General features: G+C 35.2%; 28 protein-coding genes, 1 pseudogene, 1 riboswitch and 1 other annotated feature. All 29 genes and pseudogenes read right to left on the reverse strand.

Annotation, left to right across the window (positions count from 1 at the left end):
• Nucleotides 1-55: 55 nt before the first annotated feature.
• Nucleotides 56-574: an NYN domain-containing protein gene (locus Q3V94_RS01685; protein ID WP_008909779.1), complete on the reverse strand. Its 519-nt coding sequence runs from the start codon at nucleotides 572-574 to the stop codon at nucleotides 56-58.
• Nucleotides 567-1,370, reverse strand: coding sequence for a 23S rRNA (guanosine(2251)-2'-O)-methyltransferase RlmB (rlmB, locus tag Q3V94_RS01690; RefSeq protein ID WP_303524773.1), 804 nt, complete (start codon nucleotides 1,368-1,370; stop codon nucleotides 567-569). The genes Q3V94_RS01685 and rlmB overlap by 8 nt, the downstream gene beginning before the upstream one ends.
• A 27-nt stretch (nucleotides 1,371-1,397) precedes the next feature.
• Nucleotides 1,398-1,856 carry a methylated-DNA--[protein]-cysteine S-methyltransferase gene (locus Q3V94_RS01695; RefSeq protein WP_008909781.1) on the reverse strand — a complete coding sequence of 153 codons (459 nt, stop codon included), beginning with the start codon at nucleotides 1,854-1,856 and terminating at the stop codon, nucleotides 1,398-1,400.
• Nucleotides 1,857-1,866: 10 nt separating this feature from the next.
• Nucleotides 1,867-2,637 (reverse strand): FAD-dependent thymidylate synthase, encoded by a 771-nt coding sequence (thyX, locus tag Q3V94_RS01700; protein WP_303524775.1) that lies wholly within the window; start codon nucleotides 2,635-2,637, stop codon nucleotides 1,867-1,869.
• 10 nt (nucleotides 2,638-2,647) lie between these two features.
• A complete protein-coding gene (locus Q3V94_RS01705) occupies nucleotides 2,648-3,067 on the reverse strand; it encodes a Mini-ribonuclease 3 (RefSeq protein WP_008909783.1) in 420 nt (139 codons plus the stop codon).
• A gap of 385 nt (nucleotides 3,068-3,452) precedes the next feature.
• On the reverse strand, nucleotides 3,453-4,568 hold the full coding sequence (locus tag Q3V94_RS01710) for a DUF1648 domain-containing protein (RefSeq protein WP_303524777.1): 1,116 nt from the start codon (nucleotides 4,566-4,568) through the stop codon (nucleotides 3,453-3,455).
• Nucleotides 4,561-4,944: a GntR family transcriptional regulator gene (locus Q3V94_RS01715; RefSeq protein ID WP_008909785.1), complete on the reverse strand. Its 384-nt coding sequence runs from the start codon at nucleotides 4,942-4,944 to the stop codon at nucleotides 4,561-4,563. The genes Q3V94_RS01710 and Q3V94_RS01715 overlap by 8 nt, the downstream gene beginning before the upstream one ends.
• Nucleotides 4,945-4,956: 12 nt before the next feature.
• Nucleotides 4,957-5,748 (reverse strand): YhfC family intramembrane metalloprotease, encoded by a 792-nt coding sequence (locus Q3V94_RS01720; protein WP_303524779.1) that lies wholly within the window; start codon nucleotides 5,746-5,748, stop codon nucleotides 4,957-4,959.
• Nucleotides 5,749-5,835: 87 nt separating this feature from the next.
• Nucleotides 5,836-6,156 carry a putative heavy metal-binding protein gene (locus Q3V94_RS01725; RefSeq protein ID WP_008909787.1) on the reverse strand — a complete coding sequence of 107 codons (321 nt, stop codon included), beginning with the start codon at nucleotides 6,154-6,156 and terminating at the stop codon, nucleotides 5,836-5,838.
• 42 nt (nucleotides 6,157-6,198) lie between these two features.
• The gene (locus tag Q3V94_RS01730; RefSeq protein WP_303524780.1) at nucleotides 6,199-6,879 is read right to left on the reverse strand and encodes a HesA/MoeB/ThiF family protein; all 681 of its coding nucleotides are present in this window, start codon (nucleotides 6,877-6,879) and stop codon (nucleotides 6,199-6,201) included.
• Nucleotides 6,880-6,893: 14 nt separating this feature from the next.
• Nucleotides 6,894-7,115, reverse strand: coding sequence for a MoaD/ThiS family protein (locus tag Q3V94_RS01735; protein ID WP_274767109.1), 222 nt, complete (start codon nucleotides 7,113-7,115; stop codon nucleotides 6,894-6,896).
• Nucleotides 7,116-7,127: 12 nt separating this feature from the next.
• Nucleotides 7,128-8,165, reverse strand: a complete 1,038-nt coding sequence (locus tag Q3V94_RS01740) for a tungsten cofactor oxidoreductase radical SAM maturase (protein WP_303524783.1) — start codon at nucleotides 8,163-8,165, stop codon at nucleotides 7,128-7,130.
• 65 nt (nucleotides 8,166-8,230) lie between these two features.
• The gene (locus Q3V94_RS01745; RefSeq protein WP_303524803.1) at nucleotides 8,231-10,033 is read right to left on the reverse strand and encodes an aldehyde ferredoxin oxidoreductase family protein; all 1,803 of its coding nucleotides are present in this window, start codon (nucleotides 10,031-10,033) and stop codon (nucleotides 8,231-8,233) included.
• Between the two features lie 197 nt (nucleotides 10,034-10,230).
• On the reverse strand, nucleotides 10,231-10,674 hold the full coding sequence (locus tag Q3V94_RS01750; protein ID WP_303524784.1) for an MOSC domain-containing protein: 444 nt from the start codon (nucleotides 10,672-10,674) through the stop codon (nucleotides 10,231-10,233).
• 2 nt (nucleotides 10,675-10,676) lie between these two features.
• The gene (gene moaC / locus Q3V94_RS01755) at nucleotides 10,677-11,153 is read right to left on the reverse strand and encodes a cyclic pyranopterin monophosphate synthase MoaC (protein ID WP_008907770.1); all 477 of its coding nucleotides are present in this window, start codon (nucleotides 11,151-11,153) and stop codon (nucleotides 10,677-10,679) included.
• A gap of 3 nt (nucleotides 11,154-11,156) precedes the next feature.
• Entirely contained in the window at nucleotides 11,157-12,110 is a 954-nt protein-coding gene (gene moaA, locus Q3V94_RS01760) for a GTP 3',8-cyclase MoaA (RefSeq protein ID WP_303524786.1), read from the reverse strand.
• Between the two features lie 10 nt (nucleotides 12,111-12,120).
• Nucleotides 12,121-14,025 (reverse strand): molybdopterin biosynthesis protein, encoded by a 1,905-nt coding sequence (locus Q3V94_RS01765; RefSeq protein ID WP_303524788.1) that lies wholly within the window; start codon nucleotides 14,023-14,025, stop codon nucleotides 12,121-12,123.
• Nucleotides 14,026-14,034: 9 nt separating this feature from the next.
• Nucleotides 14,035-15,258 (reverse strand): gephyrin-like molybdotransferase Glp, encoded by a 1,224-nt coding sequence (gene glp / locus Q3V94_RS01770; protein WP_303524789.1) that lies wholly within the window; start codon nucleotides 15,256-15,258, stop codon nucleotides 14,035-14,037.
• A 1-nt stretch (nucleotide 15,259) separates the two neighbouring features.
• Nucleotides 15,260-15,757: a molybdenum cofactor biosynthesis protein B gene (locus Q3V94_RS01775; RefSeq protein ID WP_008907774.1), complete on the reverse strand. Its 498-nt coding sequence runs from the start codon at nucleotides 15,755-15,757 to the stop codon at nucleotides 15,260-15,262.
• Entirely contained in the window at nucleotides 15,750-16,457 is a 708-nt protein-coding gene (locus tag Q3V94_RS01780; protein ID WP_303524792.1) for an ATP-binding cassette domain-containing protein, read from the reverse strand. Before Q3V94_RS01780 ends, Q3V94_RS01775 begins: the two co-directional genes overlap by 8 nt.
• Nucleotides 16,441-17,091: an ABC transporter permease gene (locus tag Q3V94_RS01785; protein ID WP_008907776.1), complete on the reverse strand. Its 651-nt coding sequence runs from the start codon at nucleotides 17,089-17,091 to the stop codon at nucleotides 16,441-16,443. The genes Q3V94_RS01780 and Q3V94_RS01785 overlap by 17 nt, the downstream gene beginning before the upstream one ends.
• A gap of 4 nt (nucleotides 17,092-17,095) precedes the next feature.
• Nucleotides 17,096-17,905 carry a substrate-binding domain-containing protein gene (locus Q3V94_RS01790; RefSeq protein ID WP_303524794.1) on the reverse strand — a complete coding sequence of 270 codons (810 nt, stop codon included), beginning with the start codon at nucleotides 17,903-17,905 and terminating at the stop codon, nucleotides 17,096-17,098.
• 35 nt (nucleotides 17,906-17,940) lie between these two features.
• A riboswitch (molybdenum cofactor riboswitch) is annotated at nucleotides 17,941-18,057 on the reverse strand.
• 129 nt (nucleotides 18,058-18,186) lie between these two features.
• The gene (locus tag Q3V94_RS01795) at nucleotides 18,187-18,567 is read right to left on the reverse strand and encodes a YkvA family protein (protein WP_303524796.1); all 381 of its coding nucleotides are present in this window, start codon (nucleotides 18,565-18,567) and stop codon (nucleotides 18,187-18,189) included.
• Between the two features lie 28 nt (nucleotides 18,568-18,595).
• On the reverse strand, nucleotides 18,596-19,516 hold the full coding sequence (locus tag Q3V94_RS01800; protein ID WP_303524804.1) for a pseudouridine-5'-phosphate glycosidase: 921 nt from the start codon (nucleotides 19,514-19,516) through the stop codon (nucleotides 18,596-18,598).
• Nucleotides 19,510-20,601: a PfkB family carbohydrate kinase gene (locus Q3V94_RS01805; RefSeq protein ID WP_303524797.1), complete on the reverse strand. Its 1,092-nt coding sequence runs from the start codon at nucleotides 20,599-20,601 to the stop codon at nucleotides 19,510-19,512. Before Q3V94_RS01805 ends, Q3V94_RS01800 begins: the two co-directional genes overlap by 7 nt.
• A 175-nt stretch (nucleotides 20,602-20,776) precedes the next feature.
• The gene (gene cysS, locus Q3V94_RS01810) at nucleotides 20,777-22,174 is read right to left on the reverse strand and encodes a cysteine--tRNA ligase (RefSeq protein ID WP_303524805.1); all 1,398 of its coding nucleotides are present in this window, start codon (nucleotides 22,172-22,174) and stop codon (nucleotides 20,777-20,779) included.
• 54 nt (nucleotides 22,175-22,228) lie between these two features.
• Nucleotides 22,229-22,435: a binding site (T-box leader), on the reverse strand.
• Between the two features lie 43 nt (nucleotides 22,436-22,478).
• Nucleotides 22,479-22,871: a HEPN domain-containing protein gene (locus Q3V94_RS01815; protein ID WP_303524798.1), complete on the reverse strand. Its 393-nt coding sequence runs from the start codon at nucleotides 22,869-22,871 to the stop codon at nucleotides 22,479-22,481.
• Nucleotides 22,855-23,175, reverse strand: coding sequence for a nucleotidyltransferase domain-containing protein (locus tag Q3V94_RS01820; RefSeq protein ID WP_303524800.1), 321 nt, complete (start codon nucleotides 23,173-23,175; stop codon nucleotides 22,855-22,857). Before Q3V94_RS01820 ends, Q3V94_RS01815 begins: the two co-directional genes overlap by 17 nt.
• Before the next feature lie 161 nt (nucleotides 23,176-23,336).
• Nucleotides 23,337-23,483 (reverse strand): annotated as a pseudogene (locus tag Q3V94_RS01825) (UPF0236 family protein); the annotation flags it as partial.

Here is a 23,483-nt window from a genome sequence, read left to right on the forward strand (position 1 = left end):
CTTTCTTTTGCGTTAAGTAAATTATATGCCACAAAATAAGGAAAGTCAAGAAAAATCAAAGGTTTCGACGCATTTTTTCAAGTTTCTCTAAAATATCTTTATCTATAAAATCCTCTAATGTCGATTTTTGTTCTTTAAACGGAAGTTTTGCCCTTTCTTTTATAGTGGTCTTTATATTTTGAATTTCAAGCAAAAACTCCTTTGGGGTTATTCTTATTCCACCCATCTGCAGCGTTATTCGTTGTTCTAGATAATCGGATGTTACAACAGCAACCGCTCCCATCTTTACAAGCTGTGGGACAGTTCTTTCTATAAAACAATCGGCAGTTTCTCCTTCTTTAGTATAAACAACATTTATTTTCCCAACCCTTTCATGCTTTTCAACACTTCCTGGAACAAGATGGGCATCAAAAACAACATAAATGCTGCATCCTTTAAATGCAGCATACTCCTGTAACATTTCAACAAGTTTATCCCTTGCATCTTCAAGGTTTTCATCCTTAAGTTTTTTTAAAAAATCCCACTGATTTATAACATTATACCCGTCTATTAAAATATGCCTTATCCTACTCACCTTTTATGCCCCTTTGTTTCCTAACTTCATACATTATAACCCCTGCTGCCACCGAAGCATTTAAGGAGCTTATTTCACCAAACATCGGTATTTTAACAACAAAATCACAGTTTTCCTTTACAAGCCTTGAAACTCCCCTTCCTTCGCTTCCAATTACAACAGCAAGTGGTCCCCTTAAATCTTTATTATAGCAAATCTCCCCATCCATATCCAGCGCTGCAACCCAAATCCCACTTTCCTTAAGTTCCTTTATAACCTGATTTAAGTTTGTAACCTTTGCTATTTTAGTATATTCGATAGCTCCGGCTGAAGCCTTTGCAACCGTTGCAGTAACAAGAGCACTTCTTCTTTTGGGGATTATAACGCCATGAGCCCCAAATATGTTTGCTGATCTTATGATTGATCCTAGATTGTGTGGATCCTCAATTTCATCAAGGATTATAATAAAAGGATCTTCTCCCTTTTCCCTTGCAAGATTTAGAATATCTTCCAAATCATAATATTTATACTCGCCAACTACTGCTATGACACCTTGATGGGCCTTTGTGGTTGACATGTCATCAAGCCTTTTCCTTTCAACCTCATTAACAACAATGCCCCTTTCCCTTGCAAGGGAGATTATCATCTTTATAGATCCTTCGAGGTCTCCCTTAGATACATAAAGCTTTTCTATAGTTCTTCCTGATTTTATGGCTTCAATTACAGGATTTCTGCCTTCAATAATATTTTCTCTTTCTACTGTCTCCCTTTCGCTTTCTATTCTTTTTCCTTTATTTTTCTTATCAAACTTTTTCATATAAACTCACCTCTAATTTATTATACCCTAAAGGAACTTTTTTTCATGTTCTATTAGCCATTTTTTTCTCCAAAGTCCACCTGCATATCCCGTAAGTTTACCGTCTGATCCGATTACCCTGTGGCAGGGAACTATTATTCCGACGGGATTTTTGCTGTTGGCAAGGCCTACAGCTCTAAAGGCCTTAGGGCTTCCAACCCTTTGTGCCTGCTCCTTATAGGAAATAGTTTCACCATAGGGTATTTTCCTTAGCTCTTCCCAAGCTTTTCTTTGAAACTCCGTCCCCTCAAGATAAACCTTTACTGAAAATTCTCTTCTCTTTCCATTGAAATATTCATGGAGTTCTTTAATGCACTGCGTTAAAATCTCTGGAATATGTTCAACTTCTTCTTCCTTTTCAACAAAGTCAAGGGAAATTATATAATCATCCCTTGACTTTATCTCTATAATTCCAATTGGAGATTTATAATAAGCTTTGTAAATCATCATCCCACCCCTAAAGGTTTAAATATCTTTCCCTAACTTCCATCATCTTACCGCAGCTCATGCTTCCCTCATGGCATTTATCGTAAACGCAGCTCGGCCCTGCAAATTTAAAAATTGTCGGTGCAACCTCCTTAACCTTTTTCAACATCTCATCAGCAAGATTATGTATTTCCCATTGGGCCCTGTTGCAGCATCTATGTCTGAAAAAGTTTAAAAGGCTTCTCGCATTCATTGTAACCACTAGCTTAGTTTCACAGGCATTAGGGAAGACATATCTTGCATCCTCAATCGCCATTTTTTCAGAAAGCCTTTTAGCCTCCTTCTCATTTTTGCCTTCCGATATTAACTTTTCATAATGCTTCTTTGAAAGGATATCGACAAGCTCATTATATACCCTTTGATCCTCCTCCATCGCCTTTATAAAAAGCTCTTTTGCCCTTTCATCCTCTTCAATCGATGGAGGAACTATGTATTCAAACTGATCAAGCTTAACATACCTTTGGCTTTGCTGCGAATAGCTTGCTATTCTGTGCCTTACAAGCTGATGGGTAAGGGAGCGGGATACCCCTTCTATTGCAAAGGTAAAGCTAACATGCTCAACAGGTGATTCGTGCCCTAAATCTAAAAGCATGTTTAAAAACTTTTCAATGTTTTCCTTATCTAAATTTTCTCCTATTTCGCTAATTCCAACCCTGCTATAGCAAAGCTTTGCAGCAGATGCCACTATCTTTTCAGCCTCTGGAGTATATGCGATAAGTTCAACCTTTAAATTTGCCCCCATCTTAACCACCTCATATTAAATTGATATTTTCAAAAATTATTTTAAAAAGCTCATCTATGCGTTCACTTCTTTTGTTAAGATACAAATACCCAAACAAAGCTTCAAGGGCAGTTGCCCTTCTATAATCCATCACATTGGCATTTTTAGGAACATGATAGCTCTTTGCATTTCTTCCCCTTCGAACTATTTCTATTTCCTCCTCAGTAAGATAATTAAGGAGTATTTCTAAAAGCTTTGACTGGTTTGCTGCCTTTACAAATTTAACAGATTCAACATGGATATCATGGGGCCTTTTAACCCCTTGGGAGATTAAATAAGTTCTGACATACATCTCATAAACTGCATCCCCAACATAAGCCCATATCAAAGGATTTAAAAGATTAACATTTTTTTCTTTATCTATAAGCTCCGATAATAAGGAAAAATCCATTCTCTCAACCTTCCTAAATAAATTTTACCCTTATTATATCATTCACAAAAAATTAAGGCAAATAAAAATGCTTCCTTTATAAAGGAAGCCACAGATTGTAGACAAACTCTCATTAGTGTTTAGACTTTGCAAGAGCCCCGTGAATGGATTTCAAAAAGGCATCTCTCATAAGCTCTAGCAATTCTTGCTTTTCTACTTTTCAAAAGTCCGTAATTCTGCACACGGACGTGCAGAGCCGAGTGGCCGACACGGATGTCGGCTCACGAGGGTAGGACTTTTGAAAACAAAGAAAAGCTTAGAATTGCTTAGCGAAATGAGCGAATGCCAGGGAAATCCTTCACGGGGCTTATCAAAAAACAACTTTTTCAACAGTCTGATGCTTCCTTTATAAAGGAAGCCAAAGAATAAAAATTGCAGAAGAAAGTAAAGTTAAAATGATTATGATTGCTACTGCCTTACCTACCGGATGAGCATAATTGAAATCCCAACCTATTCCAATTCTTTTTTCAACAAAGAGGGATGGATCATCGGGGTTATAGTAAAACAGCCCCATCTTCCAAAACTCATCATCATCCCTTTCAATTATTTTATCATCAAGATTATTTTTTAGTGGGTGTTTTATGAGGTTATAAATTTTTATAGCAAAAAGGACTATTACTAAAAAAGTTAATAGTGTTAAGGCTACTATAAGGCTAGTCATTAAATTAAGATTTAAAATAAGGAGCATATTAAGGTTTGTCAAAACAAATATAAACTGCTGGACAATAGCTAAAATTATTATAAGCTTTGCTGATATAATCTTTATTAGCTCATTGGTTTCCTGTGACTTTTCGGGATTTATCGGGCTTATGGAAAGCTTTCCCTTTAGAATTAATCTATAAATTAAATATAAAAGGGCAAATAATCCTACTTGAACTAAGAATATGGGGATAAAATGTGAAAAAGACTTATCTCCCCATCTATTAACTTGACCGTTTATGTCATAATGCAAGGGAAGCTTATCCGGAAGATAAGGAAACCTTAAAATCGTAATAACTATATTAAACACAATCAAAATTGCAGGAATAACAAACCAAAGCTTAGATGGATAATTTTTAATATCCTCTCTTCTTTTTAAACTTACAGTTACAACCTGTGTTTTACCCTCAAACCAATTGCTTTTCTTTTTTATTGATAAAACCTTCTTATAAATTTTATAATAATTCAAAAACATAGCAGCAGGTATCAAGTAGGTATAAAGTAAAACAGATTTTATTATAGCATTCATGCCGGCAAAGAAAAATATCAAGATTAATGCGATGGTTGGGATTAGCATTGATATTGCATAGTTTCGTTTATACTCCCTTTCCAATTCCTTAAATTCCTTAAGTTCCTTAAACCCATAGGGAATTCTAACACCAAAAAATATTCCTTCCCGTGTAAATTTAGGAAAATATAATGCAAAGAAATTTAAAAGAAGAATATCTGGAATCATTATAAGCAAAAATACTGTCTTACTCATTTTTACTTCCCCCAAACTCATCTAAAATACCCTCAACCAGTTTTAAAAACGTTTCCTTGTCAATCCCCTTAACAAATGCCTCTGCAATAATCGGTCTTAGCTCCTCCTTTAAATTTTCCATAAAAGTCTCATTAAAGCCCTCTACAGATATTACTGCACCGTATTTTTTGTTTATAGTTATAAATCCCAAATCCTTTAAAAGGTTATAGGCTTTATTTATGGTATGCATGTTTACACCAATATCCTCAGCAAGCTGCCTTATCGGGGGTAAGCTATCCCCTTCCTTTAGCTCCCCCCGTGCTATTCCTTCTATTATTGCATTTTTGATTTGAAGGTATATAGGAACATCCGATGTCAAATCTATTTTAACAAACATCCTCCCACTTCCTTATAATTCAACTTCATTAGTTACTTTATCCATATCCTTCATCCTTATTATAAAATACAGTGAAGCAAGTGCAATTAAAAATGTTATTCCCTCTAAAATAAACACATTAACGCCATTCATTGCCATATAGGCAATAGGAGTATCTATTAGCATATGAAGCAGTATGGCGATTAACAGATAAAGTAAATTTTTATTCCTAACAGCAAGGAGGACTATGAGGGATAGTGCTATTTGAATGGTTATGGCAAAAGCCCTTTCAAGTCCTGCAAGAAGAAAATTATAGACTGGAGTTGAAACAAGCATCTTAACAATTTCACTTATCATATCATTTGAAATCTTCCCGGCAAAAACTTGGTTTATTAATCCCTTATTTAACAAAAGGGCAAAGATGATATAATTTATATAATTAAGCCCAACTAATAGAACAGCCTCAATGCCACCATGTCCAACTCCAAAGGCAAGACCGTTTCCATAGTTTAGCCTGTCTTTTAATAAAAACCTAAAACCTAAGAACCTTCCAACCTCTTCAAATATCCCTGCTGTAAGGCCTAAAAATATAGCAAGCAGAAGGTGATTTTTTGCCATTGCAACATACCAATCCTGCTTTGAAAAGACCTGCAGCAGAGGAATCCTTAAAACCATTTGAAAAATGAAAAACACAAGGCCACCCACTAAAATAGCCTTTACTGTTCCCCCAAACTTTTTACAAAAAACAATTCCAAGAACAATAGGCAGTCCAAATGCAATTAAAGCCGTTATAACCATAAAAATAATTTTTGTCATCGACACCATAAAAACCCTCCTATTATATTTGTTATATATATTATATAACATATATAAACATTGTGCAATAAAAAAACCTAAGGATAAACCTTAGGCCTATTCAACAACAACTGCAGTTCCAGATGCAGTTACCATAAGCATACTTCCTGCCTGACCTAAAACCTCATAATCAATGTCTATTCCAACAACTGCATTTGCTCCCATTGCTGCAGCTCTTTCCTTTAGCTCATCAAGGGCTCTTTGCCTTGCATACATCAGCTCTTCTTCATAGGTCCTTGATCTTCCGCCAAGAAAATCAGTAAGCCCTGCCATAAAGTCCTTAACAAAGTTAACACCGCTAATAACTTCACCAAATACAATCCCCTTGTATTCAATTATCCTTCTTCCTTCAACTGTTGGAGTTGTAGTTAAAATCATATTAGTCCCGCCTTTCATTTAAAATTTATTTAAAATATATTTTTAATCAAATCTTACTTTATGATACTCTTGGGTATAAGTATCTATATACAAAACTTCTTTTCTTAATAAATCTCCCCTTCCCAAAAGAACCTTTAGGGCTTCGCTAACTTGAATGGAGGCAACTAAAGCTGGTGTAAAGGAAGGATTTCCTAAATCCTTTTCGATACCCCTTTGGACTTTATTTTTGTATATATAATTCAAGGTTCTATCACCTGGCAATATAGTAGTAACTTGGCCATACCAACCGGCTATTGCTCCATGAATAAGAGGAATATTTAACTTTTCACATATATCCTGTAGCATGAGTCTTGATTGTATATTGTCAAGGGCATCGATAACTAAATTATGTCCTTTAAGAATTTCCTCCGCATTTTTATCATTAAATTCAGCGATTATTGAATCTACAACCACATCTGGATTTACTGTTTCCATTCTCCTTTTTGCCTCAAGGGCTTTATATTGACCTAAATTATTTACATTTGAAAGGATTTGCCTGTTTAGATTAGATTCTTCAAAAGCATCCTTGTCTACAGCTGTAATATGTCCTATCCCTAATCTTCCAAGCATTTCAATAACATATCCGCCTAATCCGCCGCATCCCACAACACAAACTTTAAAACTCCTTAGCCTTTCGTTTTCCTCCTTTGATAGCATATTCATGTTTCTTTCATATCTTCCCATATTTTATCCCTCCATCAACCTCCACCTACAGGAGGAAAAAGAGAAATTGTATCACCATCGTTTAATGGATTATCAATTTTGCCATCCAATCCATTTACTAAATATATTGCTACATCTTCCTCCTTAATGTCAAGTTTATCCAATATATATCTTCCGTTTATTCCTTCAAAATAGTTAAAGATAACTTCCTTTTGTCTTCCTTCTCTAAATGTAGCAAACAATTTTACTTTTATCAAATTATCACCTCCTTATGGACATATAGCAATTTTTCTACTCCAAAGGCAATCTGCACAGGAGGGCTTATTGGTATAGCAGTCATAATCGCTCGTTTTAACTATATCACAACCATCTACAAGATCACAGTCTAAGCAGGATGGGTATCTATTATTAAATACCCTCATTTTAAAATTTTGATAATCTGAGCTTTCATATATATCTTCAATTCTTCTTTCATAAATACTACCAAATGAGTATTTTGAAACCTTCTTTTCTTTTTCAAAAATGTATTCGTTTATTGAATGTGAAAACCTATAACAAGGATATACTCCACCATCTGCTCCAATCACAATAGCATTTTCTTCAATGAAGGGGCAGTATCTTTCGGTTTTAAGTTCCACATTAGGAAGCATTAAATTTAATCCCCTTCTAAAGGAATAAATTCTAAGTCTTTCAAATAATGTTTTCATTTCGTTGTTTTCATACTTTGTGTATAATATCTTATCCTTATAATCATCAGTTTGAGGGATAACATTTGAAATAATTATTTGAAAGGCATTCAATTCATTTGCCAAATCAAGAACCTTAAATATATCATCTATATTGTCTTTAGTAGCAACAAACTGAATTACAATATAAGGTTTTTCTTTTTTTCTTTTCATTTTCAAATTATTAATATCTTTAATATTGTTAACAACTCTATTTAAATTAAATCCCCTAATATCCTCATATTTGTCCTCAAAACCGTCTATTGAAATCACTAATTTATCAACATAGTCCACAATAAGTTCCTTTAGCTTTTCATTTAATATTGTTCCATTCGTCGTTATAGTTAAATTAAAATTTGAAAATAAATTAATAGCGTCATATATAAGATGGGAAAAGGTAGGCTCGCCAATTCCTCCAAGGATAACCTCCTTTAAGTTTTTATCCCTAACCTCATCATAAATCCTTCTTAATATTTCAATATCCATATCACGAGGAATTTCACTCCAGGAGCGCCTATAGCACATTTTACAGTTTAGATTACACTTATCGGTAAGTTCTATATAAAGCTTTTCAAATCCCACAAAATCACCCCAAAGCAAATACTTAATCACCCTAAAAGGATTTACCTTTTAGGGTGATTTATTAATTATTTAATTCCAAGCTTTTCTAATGTTTCTTCCTTTGGATATCCCTTTTCGTCCCATCCTCGAACTTCATAGTATTTTGGTAAAAGCTCTGATAATCTATGAACATGACCTTTTGATGGTCCTTCTGGGATTGGGTCTTCTAATAATCTCTTTGGAAGTTTGTCTTCACTTGGATCGATTCCAGCCTTTAGGTTGAATACTCTTTCTAGAGTCCAAATTCTTGAACCTGCCTCAAGTATTGTTTCTGCAGTAAAATCAGTTCCAGATACAACATTCATAAGCTCTGCATAATCAGGTGCTCCAAGGGCAAAGGATGTAAATAGGCAAAGTCCTAATGAGTCAATAACTGCTGTAAGGTCTTGGAATACCTTAACCCATTCTGCCTTTCCTTCAAGGGAGAATCTATCTATCTTTTGTGGTGCACCAAGGATTTCCGGTGAAATCATATATCCTCTAACGTGGCAACCACCTCTATTTGAAGTTGCATATTCAAGACCATGGCCTTGAACTCCTCTTGGGTCGTATGCTGGAAGTTCCTGCTTTTTAACCGACATTGAAAGTTCAGGCACTCCATAAGCTTCACATAATCTATATGAACCTTCAGCCATCTTATCCCCAAAGCCTTCCCTTGCACCAATCTTCTTAGTCCAGCCAACTATTGCCTCTGCATCGCCAAATTTTAACGAATAACCATCATCCTTAATTTCTTCATCCTTTACATATCCCTTTTCATAAAGTTCCATAGCGGCAGCAATCGTTGTTCCTGTTGAAATAGTGTCAAGCCCATATTCGTTACACCAAAAGTTAGCTTCTGCAACAGCATTTATATCATAAACATCACAGTCAGCACCAAATGCCCATAAAGTTTCGTATTCTGGTCCTCCAACTTCTTTTCCGTCCTTTAACCTTACCCATCTACCGCAGGCAATTGGGCATCTATAGCATGGATTCTTTCTAACAAGTATATCCCTTGTCATTGTCTCGCCACTTATATAATCTGCATTTTCAGTATATGCCCTTTGGAAGTTAGCAACCGGGAATATACCATGCTCGTTTATGATATTAACAAGAACTGCTGTTCCATAGGTTGGAAGTCCCTGACCTGTAACTCCATTTTCTCTTAGCATCTTTATCTTTGATGCAACAACATCCTTAACCTTTTCTTCATCATAAAGTTTAACTGCCTTTGTTCCCCTTACAACTATAGCCTTAAGATTCTTGGATCCCATTACTGCACCAACGCCTGAACGTCCTGCGGCTCTGTCATAATCGTTTATAACCGCTGCTATTCTTGAGAGCTTTTCACCAGCAGGTCCTATGCATAAAACTCTAACCTTTTCGCCATGTTCTTTTTTAAGTTCGTCGGTAGTTTCGGAAACAAGTTTTCCCCAAAGGTGTCCTGCTTCTTTAATTTCTATCTTGTCGTCCTCTATAGCAATATAGACAGGTTTTTCTGCCTTTCCTTCAAGTATTATCATATCATATCCTGCTGCCTTTAATTCTGCACCAAAATATCCCCCTGAATTTGAGCAGGCAATTGCACCTGTCAATGGCGATTTAGTAATTACCATATATCTTCCGCCGGTTGGAACTGGGGTTCCTGAAAGAGGTCCTGTAGCAACAATTAACTTGTTTTCTGGGCTAAAGGGCTCAACATTAGGATCAACTTCGTCAAAGAAAATTTTGCTTCCTAGCCCTCTTCCTCCTATGTATTTTTTAGCAAGGTCTAGATTTAAATCTTCCACCTTGTAAGTCCCACTCGTAAGGTCAACTCTTAATATTTTTCCAGCATAACCAAACACCAAAATACCCCCCTTGTTTGTTTTCAATACAATATATTACCAATCAATAAAAATTATTATAACTTTTGGTAATATATTGCATTTAACTTTATTATAATACAAAATACTTTATTATAACAGATTTTTTCCGAAAATTCTTAAAAATAAATTTTTAACATTTAAAGGATGCCAAATAGCATCCTTTAAAAACTTAAATCTTAAGTGCCAGCCACTATTTCTATTTCGTCGCCAGGTCTTACGAATCCTCCCTTTATAACCTTTGCAAATATACCTTCCCTTGGCATTATGCAGTCTCCTGTAATTTTTCTTATTTCACAGGCTTCATGGCATTTTTTCCCTATCTGGGATATTTCGAGGATAACTTCCTCACCAACCTTAAGCCTTGTCCCAACAGGAAGGGTATATAGCTCTATTCCTTCCGTTGTAATATTTTCGGCAAATTTTCCTGCAACCAAATCCCAAATTCCCATTCTTTTCATTTTATCTATGCTCTCCTGTGCTAAAAGGCTAACTTGCCTATGCCAATTCCCTGCATGGGCATCCCCTTCAAGGCCATGGTTTTCTCTAAAATATCCAACCTCAATTGGCTTTTTTATGGTTCCCTTTCTCTCACTTATATTGACAGAAACAACCTTTGCCATTATTAAACCTCCCTTTCATAAATTCCTGATTTTCCTCCGCTTTTTCTAACAAGCATAACATCGCTTATAACCATATCCCTATCTATTGCCTTACACATATCGTATATAGTCAATGCAGCAACCGATACAGCCGTCAGAGCCTCCATTTCAACTCCTGTTTGTCCAATTGTCTTAACGGTAGCTTTTATGTCGATCTTGGAGTTGTCAAAGTCAAGTTTAAAACTAATATCACAACCTGTTGTCATTATAGGATGGCACATTGGAATCAAATGCGAAGTATTTTTAGCCGCCATTATGCCTGCAACCTGCGCAACTGCTAAAACATCACCCTTTTTAATGGTTCCCTCATGGACCCTTTTTAAAGTTTCCTCCTTCATATAAATGCTTCCTATTGCAACGGCCTCCCTTTTAGTAGCCTCCTTTTCACTGACATCCACCATCCTTGCCCTTCCTTCTTCATTTATATGAGTAAGATCCATAAATTATCCCCCTATCTGAAACATCATCTTTTGACTTTTGCTTAATTCCTTTTCAAGGTTGTGTTCTAAAGGTTTATTTAAAATAGCATGTTCAAGAATTAATTTTAATTTATATTTATCCTCTAAAAATGCCTTTAAATCCATCTCCTCTTTGGAATGAAGGCATGGTTTTATGGTTCCTGTTGCCGTTAAACGTATTCTATTGCAGCTTGAGCAAAATTTACAGGTCATAGGCGCTATAAATCCTAAGCTACCCTTTGCACCCTTTCTTTTAAATACCATTGCCGTGCTATTAGGTCCTGTTTCAACAGGAGTAAGATTTTCAATTCCAGCTATAATCTCCTGTGAAGATATATATCCATCCTTAAACTTTGCACCCTCACCAATTGGCATTATTTCAATAAACCTAATATGCAGTGGGTATTCGTCGGACAATTTTACAAAATCCATTATTTCATCATCGTTTATTCCTTTTATAACTACAGTATTTATCTTTATGGGGTTAAACCCAACTTCTATACTTTTTTCAATTGCCCTAAACACATCATCTATATTTCCAATTCGGGTTATCATTTTAAATTTATCCTTTTTTAAGGTATCAAGGCTTATATTTACCCTTTTAAGCCCTGCTTTTTTTAAGGTATCTGCCATTTCGTAGAGCCTTGTCCCATTTGTAGTTAAGGCAATATCGTCAATCCCTTCAATTTTAGAGGTTTCATAAATCAAGCTCTCTATTCCCTTTCTTACAAGGGGTTCTCCGCCAGTGAATCTTATCTTTTTAATTCCAAGCTCTGCCGCAATTTTTATAATTTTAATATAATCCTCGTTTCGCAAAACTTCGTCATGGTCTTTTTTTATTATTCCTTCCTCAGGCATACAGTAAATGCATCTTAGATTGCACCTATCTGTAACCGATATCCTTAAATAATTGATTGTTCTCCCAAATTTATCCTTCATATAAATTCCCCTATTCAATAATGATCTTACCTAAATCGCTATAGTCGTAACCTCCAAGTCTATCAAGTTCTTTTTTGAATTCCTCCGAACTAATAACCTCTATAAATTTTTTCACACCATCAAGCTCAAGATATTCAACAGGAATTGCAATATCATATTCCTCATTTGCAACTGGAATAAAATCAAGGTCCATAATCTGTGCTGCTGAGAAAACTCCAAGTCCGCAGTCGGCATTGTTTTTGGCTACCTGTGCTGCAACTGAAATATGGGTATAATCCTCCCTTTCATATCCCTTTATATCCCTTGGGCTTATTCCCAATTTTTTAAGTTCAAAATCAAATAAAATCCTTGTCCCAGAGCCTTTTTGTCTGTTTACAAACCTTGCACCCTTTTTAGCAATATCTTCTATTGAGTGAATATTTAAGGGGTTACCCCTTTTAACCATAAGACCTTGAATTCTCTTTACAAATTTAATAATTGCAATTTTTCTATTTGGGATATATTTTCTTATATACGTCCTATTGTATTCACCTGTTTCCATATCAAGGAGATGAACTGTTGCAAAATGGGTTTCCTTGTCCTTAAGAGCCAAAATCCCCCCCATACTTCCCACATGGGCAGACGCTAAGTTATATCGTCCCTTCTTTGCTAAAAGGTCTGCAGCAATATCAAGTATGATGTCATGGCTTCCAATGCAAAGGATAGTATTTTTAATCTCATCCTCTGCCTTTAAAAGATTTATATTAACAACGCTTCCCTTTTCATATCCTTCAAGCTCCTCCGGAACCTCTAAAACTCCATCAGCCCTAACAAGGCTCATGGTAGCCCCAGCTCCCCTTTCTATTGGGGTTGCTATATATTTTCCTTCTATATAGCCTAATTTAACCCTTACAAATTCAAGATATTTAGATGAAGACATAACCCTTTTTGATAGTTGTGCCTCTATATATTTTTTATCCTTGATATCATATCCCTGAACAAAATTAACAAGCTTTTTAACTATGTTTTCCATTATAAAAAATGCTGAGACTGGAAAACCAGGTATTCCAACGATTGGCTTATTTAATACTCTTCCCAATATAACAGGTTTACCCGGCTTTATTGCAACACCATGAATATACACTTCACCTAATGTTTCGATAACCTTTTTAGAATAGTCCTCCCTTCCAGCTGAAGAACCTGCATTTAAAAGGACAACGTCATACTCCTCAGCTGCCTTTTTAACAGTTTCCAAAAGCTTTTCAAAATCATCTTTAACTATGTTAAACCTTGTAGGAATTCCTCCGTATTCTTCAACTAAAGCAGCAAAAACCCTTGAGTTAAACTCAATTATATCGCCAATCTTAAGATGGGCCCCAGGCTCTACAATTTCCGTTCCAGTTGGAATTATAGCAACCCTTGGCCTTTTATATACTTCAACATCAAACACCCCTCCTGCAATTAAAGCACCAATATCAACAGGTCTTATCCTATGGCTTTGGGGAAGAATTAATTGACCCTCTACTATATCCTCCCCCATCTGCCTTATATTTTGCCAAGGGATAGCTGGCTTAATTATCTCAACTTCATCTTCTGAAACCTTAATAGTATCTTCAACCATTATAACCGCATCGTATTCATCCGGGATTGGATCTCCAGTATCAACTACGATGTAATCTTTACCTTCTTTTAATCTTAATGGGTTTCTGTCTGTTGCCGTAAATGTATTTTTAGCAACGACAGCTATTCCATCTACTGCAGAGCTGTTATAAAAGGGAGATGAAATTTTTGCAAAGACAGGTTTTGCAGTTATTCTTCCCTTTGCTTCATGTGTTTTTACAACCTCTGTTCCTAATCTAAAATCCTTTATCCTTTCAAAATACATATCAATTGCCTTTTCAAGGCTTATATTAGAAAGATAAATATTCCTTTCCATGGCAACCTCCTAAAACTTAAATACTTTAACCCTTTGCCCTTGGTAAACTCCTTCTAATTCCTTTTCTATATAGATATATCCAAAGGATTTTGAAAAACAGGATATCAGCCCGGATTTATAATATGTAGGATATGCTATAAGCTCTCCATTTTCCTCCTTTATTCTTACAGGCAAAAACTCCGCCCTTCCCTGGGCTTTATGATAGTTAACTGCCATTTTGCATTCTATCCAAAAGTCCTCCCTTTCGAATCCTCTAAGTTTATCAAAATAATGGGCAACGAAGTTTTTAAATATCACAGCACAGGCTAAAGGATGCCCTGGTAACCCATAGACAAACTTTTCCCCTATTTTACCTATAATGGTTGGTTTACCTGGTTTTATGGCAATACCATGGATGAAAATATTAGAGTTTTCAAAGGATTTAATAACCTTTACGGTTTCATCCTTATTTCCTACGGAGCTTCCGCCGGACATTATAACAACGTCGCACTCCTTTATTGCCCTATCTAAGGTTTCCCTGAGTTTTTCATAATCATCCTTAACTATTCCATAAAGGGTAGGTTCTACCCCCTCCTCCTCACAAAGGGAATATAATAGATAACTATTTATGTCCCTAACCTGTCCTAAGTTTATTTTTTCTTTTGGATCAACCACCTCATCGCCGGTTGATATTATACCAACTTTAATCTTTTTATATACTTCTATTTCAAGTATGCCAAGGCTTGATAAAACGCCAATCTCATAGGGCCTTACCTTTGTCCCCTTTTTTAATATAAGCTCTCCCTTTTTTACATCCTCTCCTATTTCAACTATGTTCTGTAATGGTGCTGTAGGTTTATTTACAAGTATTGTTTCATGGTCTAATTTTTCAGTGTATTCTATCATAACAACAGTATCAGCACCCTTAGGTAGCATTCCACCGGTTGGGACATACATACACTCTCCTGCATTTATTTCACATGGGGGAGTTTGTCCAATTTTAACCTCCCCAACAAGCTTTAATATAGCAGGGAGGCTCTCACTTGCACCAAAGACATCCTCCGATTGAGCCGCATATCCATCAACGGTTGACCTTACAAAGTCAGGAACATTTTCATTTGAATATATATCCATAGCTAAAATTTTTCCAAGGGAGTCAAGAATATTTATTTTTTCCGTTTCGATTTTATATGTTGAATTTTTTTCTATTATTTCCTTTGCTTCCTTTATTGAAACAAGCTTTAAGAGCTCCATGTTAATCATCCTTTCTTGCACATTCTGATGCCTCTCCCTTGAGTATCTCAATGCCATGCTTTAGGGCAGGCAAAACTACATTTAAGTTTTCTACCGCACCCTTTGGACTTCCTGGAAGATTTATTATCAATGTTCCTTTTCTTATACCTGCAACTGCACGTGAAAGCATTGCCTTTGGAGTTATCTCCAAAGATTTTGCCCTCATGGCTTCAGGAATACCTGGAACTATTTTTTCAATTACCGCCAATGTTGCCTCAGGTGTTACGTCCCTTCTTGAAAATCCTGTCCCTCCGTTTGTTAATACAAGATCCACCTTTAAATCATCGCAAAATCTTATAAGCTCACATTTTATATCCTCAATTTCATCTGGAACTATTTTTGTCTCAACAACTTCATATAAATTCGGATCTAATACTTCTTTAATTGCAACCGATGTAGTGTCCACCCTCTCCCCCCTTGAACCTTTGTCGCTTACAGTTAAAATTGCAACTTTAATCATTTACTTCACCCCTTTTTAAAATCTTTTTAACCAGTGGATTTTTAGGATTATTAAAAAACTCCTCATTTGTATTCATTTCAATTATTTTTCCCTTATCCATAAAAATTACTATGTCTGCTATTCTTTCGGCTTGAAAAATGTCATGGGTTACAATTAATATAGTTGTCCCAAATTCTTTATTTATGTCCTTTAAAAGTTTTTCCGTCATAAGGGTGCCTTCAATGTCCATGTTAGCAGTCGGTTCATCAAGCAATAAAAGTGGCCTTTCTAATATTACAGCCCTTAATAGGGCAACCTTTGCAGCCTCTCCCCCAGAAAGTTTTTTGGCATTTTTATCTAGAAAATTTAAATTGTAATATGAATTATATTTTTTTAACCTTTCCTCTATAATTTTTGTATCTAATCTTTGATATCTAAGACCTAATATTATGTTTTCCTTTACAGGCATATTGAATATGTAAGGCCTTTGCTGCATTATGGAAATTTTGTTTCTAACCTTTTCAAAATCCTCTTCGCCATCGTAATAAATAATCCCTTTATCATATCCTTTAAAATTGGCTATGCACTCCAAAAGGGTAGTTTTCCCACTTCCATTAAGTCCAAGAAGGGCAACTATTTTCCCTCCCTCTATAAAAAGTTCATCAATACTTAATGCCACCTTTTCGTATTCCTTTACAAGACCTTTAATTAATATATTCATTTGTTTCTCTTCCCTTCAATGAATGAAGTATTATGTTTATTAAAAAGGAAATAGCTAAAAGAATAAGACCTATGATTAGAGCATCCTTAAAATTGCCTTTGCTTGTTTCAAGAGCTATAAAGGTTGTCATAACCCTTGTATATCCTTTTATGTTTCCGCCCACCATCATAACAGCGCCAACTTCCGATATCGCCCTTGAAAATCCTGATGTTACTGATGTAAATATTTCTCCTTTGCATTCATTAATTATGAGGAATAGAAAATCCCCATAATCTCCCCCTAACATATAACAGTTTTTTTGAATTGTCGGAGCTATTTTTTCAATCTGCCTTACAGTTAAAACAAATATAATAGGCAATATAAGCAGCATCTGAGCAATTATCATGGCAGTTGGTGTAAAAAGAAGATTTAGTTCTCCTAACGGTCCCCTTTTGGATAATATTATGAAAACTATAAGCCCCATAACAACCGGTGGCATTGCCATAAGACTATCAGCTATTCTATATATTGCCCTTTTTAGCTTAAAATCCTTAATCGAAAAGGGAACAGCTAATAAAATTGCTATAATCGAAGCTATTGCTGTAGATGTTAAGGATACATAAAGGGAAGTTAAAATAATCTCTAATATTTCCATCTAATCACCTTTTCCCGTTGAATTTGAATAAAGGCTCCCCGTATTTTTCAATGCCATAGTTGTTTATAAGCTCTTTAGCCTTATCTGATAAAATCCATACTTCAAATTCCTCTGCAAGCTCTTTTTTGTGACTTATTTTATTAGGGTTTAAAAGCACTATGCTGTATTGATTTTTTAACATTGGATGCCCTTCGCAAACTATTTGAAGGCTTAAATTCTTCTTCATCGTTATATATGTAGCCCTATCAGAAAGGGTATACCCTCCCTTTTCATCTGCTATATTTAAAACTTGTCCCATACCTAGTCCTGAAACTATGTAGCTTTTCCATTTAGGATTTATATTTATTTCCCTCCAAAGTTTTTTCTCCCTTTGATGGGTTCCGGATTCGTCCCCTCTTGATACAAAAACTGAATTAGACTTATATATAAGCTCAAAGGCTTTTAGGGGATTATTTGATGCGTTTTCTTTTACCTTTGCAGGATCATCTTTAGGTCCTACTATTACAAAGTCGTTATACATAATTTCATCCCTTTTAAGTCCATATCCTTCTTTTATGAATTCCTCTTCCTTTTCCTTTGAATGGACAAATAATATATCAGCATCTCCACGTTTTGCAATCTCAAGAGCCTCTCCTGTGCCTCTTGCAATCACCTTTACTTTAATGCCAGTATCCTTTTCAAATTTTGGGATTAAATATTCTAAAAGACCTGAATCCTGAAGGCTTGTGGTAGTTGCCAAAGTTATTTCCTTCTTTTGAGCTGATGAACAAGACATTAGAAAAATAGATAATAAAAGGACAATCCATCTTCTCATACAAAAAACTCCTTTCGTTTTTGTCCGAAAGGAGAATACTATCCTAATATTCTCCTTTCCAAAGGGGAGGCAGAGCCGTTTCCAACTCTACCCTATCGGTCTTAAGGCCATAGCCTTGCCTTAGGCCTTAAGACTCGGAGAATTCTTTTTATAAACTAAATTCTTAAACTTAATTATAATATATTCTACAAATAACAAAAAAATCCTTCTTTTTATTCCTTTACCCAATATTTGCTGCCATCATTTGTTCTATCTAGAAAAGTTCTTAATACAAGAGCTTTTTATCTAATGATATTCATAAATTTAAGTATCAAATAAACAATATAAGCCCAAAGAAGTGCAATTATAATTCCTGCTATGATGCCCTTTTTCTTTGCATCCTTCATATCGGCTTCTTTTTCCTTGCACTCCTCCCAAACTTCCTTTGGAATAAGTTTTATAGCAAGGGCAATCCCTGATGGAATTAATACTAAATCATCTAAATAGCCAAGGACAGGAATAAAGTCAGGTATCAGGTCAACAGGGCTCAAGGCATAGGCAATAACAATGCCTGCCCAGAGCTTTGCAATAATTGGTGTTTTAGGATGCTTATATGCAAGGTAAAGGATATATAAGTTTTTACTTAAATCCTCCGCCTTTCTTTTTAGCTCTTCTAAATTCATACGTCCACCGCCTTAAATTTTAGATAAATTAGCCCATCCTGCTTAGCTCAACTGCAATTTCAGAAGCAAGCTTTGCGTTATTATAAACCAATTGAATATTGGAGTCAAGGCTTTTTCCTCCTGTTATTTCCTTAACCTTTGCAAGTAAAAACGGAGTGGTTTCCTTCCCCTTTATTCCCTTTTCCTTTGCCTCTAAAAGGGCATCCTCGATTGCTTTATTTATAACATCATAGTCCATTTCATATTCCTCTGGAATCGGGTTTGCTACAACAACTCCACCCTTTAATCCAAGCTGCCACTTCACAAATATTGCCTTTGCGATTTCCTCTGGAGTGTCTAGTCTATAATCTAGTTTAAATCCGCTCCTTCTTGTATAAAAGGCTGGAAGCTCATCGGTTTTATAACCTACAACAGGAACTCCAAAGGTTTCAAGGTATTCCAATGTAAGACCTAAATCTAAAATTGACTTTGCTCCTGCGCACACAACCGCAACATTTGTATTGGCAAGCTCCTGCAGATCCGCTGAAATATCAAAAGTCTCCTGGGCTTCCCTATGAACTCCTCCAATTCCCCCAGTTGCAAAAACCCTTATCCCCGCAAGGGCAGCAATGATCATAGTTGAAGCAACGGTTGTTGCACCGTCCATCTTTTTTGCAACTATAAAGGGGATATCGCGTCTTGAAACCTTTACTATTTCCCTTCCTTTTTTCCCAAGATACTCTATCTCATCAGGAGTTAATCCTGCCTTTAACTTACCGTTTATTATAGCAATAGTTGCCGGAGTTGCTCCATTTTCCCTGACGATCCTTTCTACGTTCAAAGCTGTTTCTACGTTTTCTGGATATGGCATACCGTGGGAAATTATAGTCGATTCAAGGGCAACAACGGGCTTTCCAAGTTTTAGTGCCTTTTCTACTTCTTTGCTAAGTTCTAAGTAATTTATCATAATCCCATCTCCTTTATAGTAGATTGAATAGAATCTATATTTATATTTGGATTTATTGTATCCTCTGATTTTAGTGCAATAATTGATGCAGCCATTGCAAGTTTTGCTGAAAGGTCTATATCATATCCATTAATAAAGCCAAAAACAAGGCCTGCAACAAAGGCATCCCCAGCTCCGTTTGAATTTACTGCTTCAATCTTTGGTGCCTTTAATAAATTATATATTCTTCCATCGCTATAAAATACTCCATCTTCTCCTAATGATATAAATATCCTTTTAACACCCCTTTGTAAAAAATAATCGCTGCATATTTTTAAATCCTTTTCATCGTTTATTTTTATCCCAGTTAAGGCCTCTGCCTCGTATTTATTTGGTTTTATGCAATAAAAATTGCCTATAAAATCCTTAACCTTAAGGGCTTTTGTAGTTGATACTGTATCCAAAAAAATTGGAACTTCAAATTCCTCAGAAATATATTTTAATACATCCTCAGGAAGATTTGTATCTACAACTATACATTTTGAATTTTTAATTAAACCTTTGTTTTCTTTAATATAGTCAACTTTAAATTCATCATATATATCCATGCAGGATAAGGCAAGTGCCATATCCCCTTTTTCATCTTGAATCGATATATAGGTTGAGGTTTGCTTATCTTCTAAAAAGTAAACGGAGCTTACGTCTATCCCAATCTTTTTTGCGTGGTCATATATTTTTCTGCCATATATGTCCTCACCCAAAAGGGTTAAAAGCTTTGTCTTTACACCCATCCTTGCTAAGTTTTCTGCAATATTTCTTCCAACCCCTCCAAAGGAAATTTTTAAATTTCCAGGATTGGAGTCCTTAAGTTTTAATTTTGATTTTGGATAACCTAACATATCAACATTTGCAGCACCTACAACAAATACATAATCTTCATTTTGCGGTAAAACATAACCTTTTCCTAAAATTAATCCCTTCTTCATAAGATTAGTAATATGAACCGCAACAGATGACCTTGTTATACCTAACCTTTTTGCAATTTCATCCTGGGATATAAGTGGGTTTTCCCTTACAATATTTAATATCTCCCTTTCCCTGTTCGTCATAACATCACCTTAACTTATGCTTATTTCATAATCATTTGCTTATATTATACATAAAAATTTTAAAATTTAAAACAAAAAACTTAAACTTAGGTGCCTGGCACCTAAGTTTAAGTTTTTTATCTTTTACTAGTTGGTTTTTTAGTTGGGAGTTGATAATTTTGATGAACCGTCCCTATTACATTCTCTTCCATCTTACTCCCTGTGGAGTATCTTCAAGTATTATTCCCATTTCCTTTAGCTGATCCCTTATTTTGTCTGCAAGGGCGTAGTTCTTTTCCTTTCTTGCCTTTTGTCTTTCTTCTATAAGCCTTTCAATTTCCTCATCAAGGCTTCCCTTTGTTGATTTTTCAAGTATTCCAAGTGGTGAACCAAGCTCCCTTATAAGGTCGAGGGCTTTTTGTGCAAGCTTCTTTGGTGAACCCTCTTTAATGTTTGTGTTAACTTCCCTTACAAGGTCAAATATAACTGAAATTCCATCAGCAGTATTAAAATCATCGTCCATGACTTCGATATATCTTTCCCTAAAGCTATCAAGCCTATTGAAAAATTCTAATTCTTCAGCAGTAAGTTCCCTATCCTCTGAGGTTTCAATAACGTGTTCAAGGTTTGCAATTGCATTATATAGTCTCTCAAGGGCTGCCTTTGCCTGATCTAAAAGCTCTATGCTAAAGTTAATTGGATTTCTGTAGTGTCCTGAAAGCATAAATAATCTTACAACTTCTGCATCATACTTTTCAAGTATTTCCCTTGCTGTAAAGAAATTGTTAAGGGATTTTGACATCTTTTGGTTGTTAACATTTAAGTAAGCAACGTGCATCCAGTAGTTTGCAAAGGGTTTTCCATTTCTCGCTTCACTTTGGGCTATTTCGTTCTCATGGTGTGGGAATATAAGATCTGCACCGCCTCCATGGATATCGATAGTTTCTCCAAGTAGGCTGCAGGCCATAGTAGAGCATTCAATATGCCAGCCTGGTCTTCCTTCTCCCCATGGGCTCTCCCATGCTGGTTCTCCTTCCTTTTTGGCCTTCCAAAGGGCAAAATCCATTGGATTTCTTTTTCTTTCATCTATCTCGATCCTTGCACCAGCCTCTAAATCTTCAATGCTTTGGTGGGATAGTTTCCCGTATTCTTTAAATTTTGTAGTATCAAAGTAAACATCACCATCGACTACATAGGCATATCCCTTATCTACAAGGTCCTTAACAAAGGCGATTATTTCGCCAATAAACTCTGTCGCCCTTGGGTTTACTGTTGCCCTTTTAATCTTTAATCCGTCGGCATCTTTATAGTATTCCTTTATATATTTTTCAGCAACTTCTTTAACAGTCGTTCCTTCTTCATTAGCTCTTCTTATAAGTTTATCGTCGATATCCGTAAAGTTTTGAACAAATTTTACCTTATAACCCCTGTATTCAAGATACCTTCTTATTGTATCAAATACAATAAATGTTCTTGCGTTACCTATATGAAAATAATTATATACGGTTGGTCCGCAGGCATACATTTTAACCTCGCCAGGTGTAATTGGATTAAAAACTTCCTTTTGTCTTGTCATTGTGTTGTAAATCTTTATTGTCATATACTTCATCTCCCTTCAAATAATTTAATATATAAAAACCCCCTTCATCATAGAGACGAAGGGGACTCCGCGGTTCCACTCTATTTAGGCAAAGCCTCACTCGAAATTATAACGGAATTACCGTTTCTGCCTACTTTATTCAGCAGAAAAGCTCTGGGACGCACCCTTCGGAAGATTCCCTGCCATTGCTTTCAGCCTAAGGCAACAGCTCTCTTTAAGGTAAGCCTTCCTACTCCTTCCCATCACAGCAATTTGTATATTATTTTTTAGGTTATCAAAAAAAGCTTTAAATTTCAAGCTATTTAATCAGTTTTTCTACAGCATTTTTAATATTTATTAGGCTTTCATAAGCAAGATTTGCATCTTCCACAGTTCTTTTATCATCAAAATCGCTAGGATACCTTGCAGAAATAGTATATTCATTTAATAGGACAACATCATCAAACAAGCTTTTTAACTCTTCAGCATATCTTTTTGATATATTTAGTAAGTAAACTAAATCATGTGTTTTTATTATTAATTGATTATTATAAAGAATAAAAGCTTTTAAATACTTTTCAGCTGCCTGCTGGCAAAGATAGCAAAATGTATCTTCTATTCCTTCAATGCCTTCTTTATTAATTAATTCGATAACTTTTAAATCCTGCTGTGCTCTTTGAAGCCATTTTTTGTAATCAGTTGAGTCCACCATATATGATTTTCCCTTCTTTAATTATGCGAGATGTAAAGGAATTATTTTCTTTTAAAGCTTCTTCGAGCTCTTTTGAAGAACATGTTAGAATATCTAAAGGTTTGTCTATAAAGCCTATAATTTTCCTTAACTTTATTCTCCTCTTAGCAACGTTAGTTTCAATATCATCCCAAACAACTAATAAATCAATATCCGAATTTTCATTTCCCTCATTCCTAGCAACTGAGCCAAATAAAATTATTGCTTTAGGATTTATATTAGTTATTAATTTTTCTTTAATAAGATTAATTATTTCATTATCCATAAATTCACCCCATAAACCCTTTTATATATATTATATATATATTATAATATAAAATTTCAAATATGAAACATCAATCGATAGTGTCAAGATATTGTAGGTTAATTTTTATAGACAACCCCTTAAATTAGCTAGTTTCAAGGCGTTTGTTAAATTTAAAAAACTTAAATTATATTTTCATATTTTATTGATTTTAATATCCTGTAAATTGGCGTTACTTTCCCTATGTTCAATATCGTTATATTATTCATAACTTCACGTGAAGATTTATTTATCTTTCTTATCGCTTCTTTTATTTTCTTCTTACTTAC

Origin of the sequence: Caloramator sp. CAR-1 (assembly GCF_030546345.1) — a bacterium.
Taxonomy (GTDB): domain Bacteria; phylum Bacillota; class Clostridia; order Clostridiales; family Caloramatoraceae; genus Caloramator; species Caloramator australicus.